General features: G+C 68.3%; 4 protein-coding genes and 1 pseudogene. 3 read left to right on the forward strand and 2 right to left on the reverse strand.

Annotation, left to right across the window (positions count from 1 at the left end; translation table 11 throughout):
* Positions 1 to 274 (reverse strand): acyl-CoA dehydrogenase family protein (locus AC1DYN_RS31735; RefSeq protein WP_477966660.1); only part of this gene is annotated, 274 nt, incomplete at its 3' end.
* Positions 275 to 330: 56 nt separating this feature from the next.
* The gene (locus AC1DYN_RS31740; RefSeq protein WP_477966662.1) at positions 331 to 1884 is read right to left on the reverse strand and encodes a 3-hydroxyacyl-CoA dehydrogenase; all 1554 of its coding nucleotides are present in this window, start codon (positions 1882 to 1884) and stop codon (positions 331 to 333) included.
* Between the two features lie 86 nt (positions 1885 to 1970).
* On the opposite strand from AC1DYN_RS31740, the gene AC1DYN_RS31745 reads away from it, so the two are divergent.
* The 3 genes and pseudogenes from AC1DYN_RS31745 to AC1DYN_RS31755 form a co-directional block, all read left to right on the forward strand.
* Positions 1971 to 2810, forward strand: a complete 840-nt coding sequence (locus tag AC1DYN_RS31745) for an IclR family transcriptional regulator (protein ID WP_477966664.1) — start codon at positions 1971 to 1973, stop codon at positions 2808 to 2810.
* Between the two features lie 429 nt (positions 2811 to 3239).
* Positions 3240 to 3410, forward strand: a pseudogene (locus tag AC1DYN_RS31750) (transposase); the annotation flags it as partial.
* Between the two features lie 106 nt (positions 3411 to 3516).
* Positions 3517 to 3659 (forward strand): helix-turn-helix domain-containing protein (locus tag AC1DYN_RS31755; RefSeq protein ID WP_477960262.1); only part of this gene is annotated, 143 nt, incomplete at its 3' end.

Below are 3659 nucleotides of genomic sequence, written 5' to 3' on the forward strand. Positions count from 1 at the left end.
CGACCTCGCGCGCCACCAACCCGTAGCAGACGTAGTTCAGGCCGGCACCGCCATAGGCCTCGGGAATCGTCGGGCCGAGCAGGCCCAGCTCGCCCATCTCGCGGAAGATCGCCGCATCGGTGCGCTCGTGGCGAAAAGCCTCGAGCACGCGCGGCGCCAGCCGGCCCTGCGCGTAGTCGTGCGCGGCGTCGCGCACCTGGCGCTCGTCGCTGGACAGTTGCTGCTCGAGCAGCAGCGGGTCGTCCCAGTGGAAGGTGGCTTTGGAGGTGGACATGGAAAGTCTCCGGAGTGGTCGGCCCGACACGCAGCGTAGCGCGTCGGCAGGAAGTGTCACCCGCCGGCTTGCTGCGGGTTTTCATCCACCAGCAAGGACAGGCCCAGCAACGCGCGGCGCTTCAGCCACGGGCTGGGGCGGTAGCGCGGGTCGCCGTAGAAGGCGTGCATCCGCTCGAGGATGGCCAGCACCGTGCGCGCGCCGAGCCGGTCGCCCCAGGCGAGCGGCGGCAGCGGGTAGTTCAGGCCCAGCTTGACGGCCAGGTCGATGTCGGCCGGCGTCGCGATGCGCTGCTGCGCGATGTCGCAGGCGATGTTGACGATGGTCGCGACGACGCGCTGCGCGACCAGCCCGGCGCTGTCGCGGATCACCGTCACCGGCACGCCGTCGGCGCCGAACAGCCCGTGCGCGGCGTCGCGCCAGGCGGCCGTGGTGGCGGGCGTGGTCATCACCACGCGGCGGCGCGACAGGTCGAACAGCGTTTCCACCGCGACGGTGCGCTGCGCATCGAGGCCGTGGCGTTGCGCGCAGGTCGTGGCATCGTCGCCGACCGGCGCGACCACGCACAGGCTGTCGGCCCGTGGCACGGTGCCGTCGTCGACCGGCGTGCCCAGCGTCGCGACCAGCGCGCGCAGCGACGCCGGCACGTCGGGCGCCAGCCACACCGCGGCCGGACGCGCGGCCGGCGCGGGCGCTTCGGCGATGGCCTGCTTCTGTCCGCCGTCGTAGCGGTAGAAGCCGCGCCCCACCTTGCGCCCGACCAGCCCGGCCGAGAGCATCTGCCGCGTCAGCGGCTGCGGCCGGTAGCGCGGCTCGTCGTAGTACTGGCGGTAGATCGATTCCATCACCGGGTGCGACACGTCGAGCGCGGTGATGTCCATCAGCTCGAAGGGCCCGACGACGAAGCCGGCCACGTCGCGCAGCACGCGGTCGACGTCGTGGAACTCGGCGATGCCCTCGGACAGGATGCGCAAGCCCTCGGTGCCGAAGCCGCGGCCGGCGTGGTTGACGATGAAGCCGGGCGTGTCCTTCGCGCGCACCGCCGTGTGACCCAGGCGCCGGCCCAGCGCCAGCAGGTTCAGCGTGACGGCCGGGTCGGTGAGCAGGCCGTCGACCGCCTCCACCACCTTCATCACCGGCACCGGGTTGAAGAAGTGGAAGCCGGCCACGCGCGCCGGCACGCGCAGCGACGCGGCGATGGCGGTGACCGACAACGACGAGGTGTTGCTGGCCAGCACGCAGTCGTCGCGCACCAGCGCTTCGAGTTCGCCGAACAGCGCCTGCTTGGCCGCCAGGTCTTCGACGATGGCCTCGACCACGACGTCGCAGTCGCGCAGCGCCTCGAGCGTGGTGACGGGCTCGAACTTCGCGGTGGCCGTGGCCGCCTGCGCCGCGCTCAGCTTGCCGCGCTCATGCAGCGAGCGCAGCGTGGCGGCGAGCTTCTCGCAGCCCTGGGCCGCGCCGTTCGGGCGCGCATCGAACACCAGCACGTCGAGCCCGGCCAGCGCGGCGATCTGCACGATGCCCAGGCCCATCACGCCGGCGCCGATCACGCCCAGGCGCAGCCGGTCGCTGCCGAAATCCTTGAAATCCTTGTGATCGGTCTGCATTGCGGAATACCATTCTGCGGAGTCGGGCCAGCCGCCGATTGTTCCCGTTGCCCTCTTCCACTGTCAATCAACGTTCTCCTGACGCCATGGAAACGCCTGCCTCCGACACACCCGCGGTTCTTCCAACGCCGTCCCGGCCGCGCCGCGCGAGCCCGCCGCGGCCCAAGGAAGACCGCCATTTCGTCACCGCGCTGGCACGCGGGCTGGAGGTGCTGGCCTGCTACCGCTCGGGCGACAAGGCGCTGGGCAACCAGGAGATCGCGCAGCGCTGCCGGCTGCCGAAGTCGACGGTGTCGCGGCTCACGGCGACGCTGACGCGCCTGGGCTACCTGATCCAGGTCGAGGACAGCGGCAAGTACCGGCTCGGCACCGCGACGCTGTCGCTCGGCAGCGCGATGCTGGCGCGGCTGGACGTGCGCCAGCTGGCGCGCCCGGCGATGCAGGATCTGGCGGATTTCTCGCGCGCGATGGTGTCGCTGGGCACGCGCGACCGGCTGTCGATGATCTATGTCGAGAACTGCCGCAGCAGCGCGGCGCTGACGCTGAGCCTGGACGTCGGCTCGCGCATCCCGGTGGCCAGCTCGGCGATCGGCCGGGCCTGGCTGGCGCTGGCCGGCGAGCGCGAGCGCCAGGACGTGCTCGAGCGCGTGCAGGAGCTCGACGAGGTGGCCTGGCCCGAGCTGCAGCGCGGCATCGCGCGCGCCGTCGAAGACCACCACACCCTCGGCGTCGCCACCTCGTTCGGCGAATGGCAGAAGGACGTCAACGGCATCGCGCGCGCCTTCCGCCCCGGCGGCGGGCTCCCGCCGATGGCGATCAACTGCGGCGGACCGTCGTTCAACCTGTCGAAGGAGTTCCTGTTGAACGAGGTGAGGCCGCGGCTGATCGAGGTGGTGGATCGGCTGGAAGCGTCGCTGCTGCGGTGAAGTTTGATCGTCCTTTACTCTGGACGCCCGATTTAAGCCGGCAAGACGAACTGTCGCGTGTCAGTGTTCCGAAGATTCTTCGGTTCCTACTCACCAGTCGAGTGCACATATTGGCCGTCTATATCAGGCCGACACTCATGCCTCGAATGGCGCTTGTCAACGCGGCGCAGAAGGTTGCGTTCGCCGCGATGAAATCCGCAAGTGATCGTTGCTGGGCAGTGCGATCCGAAAAATTCGAATTCTGAGAGCAGATGACCTCAACGCATTCATTCGGCGAACCCGGATCTTTGACTCGAACGACGATGCTCTCAAGCCCAAGAGCGGCGCAGCCATCATCGTAGAGCTCGTGTTGACAGCCTAGGGAAACTCTGCAAAACCGGCCTGAGGCTTGCATAGACGAAGGGCATGATCGCCAAGCGAGTTGAGCCGATGAAGCAACTGGGACTGGGACTGAATCTGTCGACCAAGAAGACGCGCAAGCGGGAGTTCCTGGAGGAGATGGAGCGAGTGGTGCCGTGGGCTGCGCTGGTGCAGATTGTGCAGCCGCACTACCCGAAGGCGAAGACGGGACGGCCACCGTTCGGCATCGAGACGATGCTGTGTTGATTTCCATCCAGAACTGACCCACTGAGCCCGAGGATTTCCATCCAAAACTGACCCACGCAAGAACCCTAACCTGCTGCTTTTGGTGGCAGGGAGCGAAGGAGTGATTGACGTGGCGACACTGAGTGTCATCAGGCGCTGGGCACTGCGCGAGCAACTGTCCATCCGAGAGATAGCCCGGCGCACGGGCCTGTCTCGCAACACCATCAGGCGGTACCTGCGAGACGATGCGGTCGAGCCGCAGTA

The organism is Rhizobacter sp. P2_D12 (genome assembly GCF_056404395.1).

Coding starts and splice junctions, on each gene's coding strand:
- AC1DYN_RS31740 (WP_477966662.1), bottom strand. CDS start 1,884: ATGCAGACCGATCACAAGGATTTCAAGGATTTCGGCAGCGACCGGCTG.
- AC1DYN_RS31745 (WP_477966664.1), top strand. CDS start 1,971: ATGGAAACGCCTGCCTCCGACACACCCGCGGTTCTTCCAACGCCGTCC.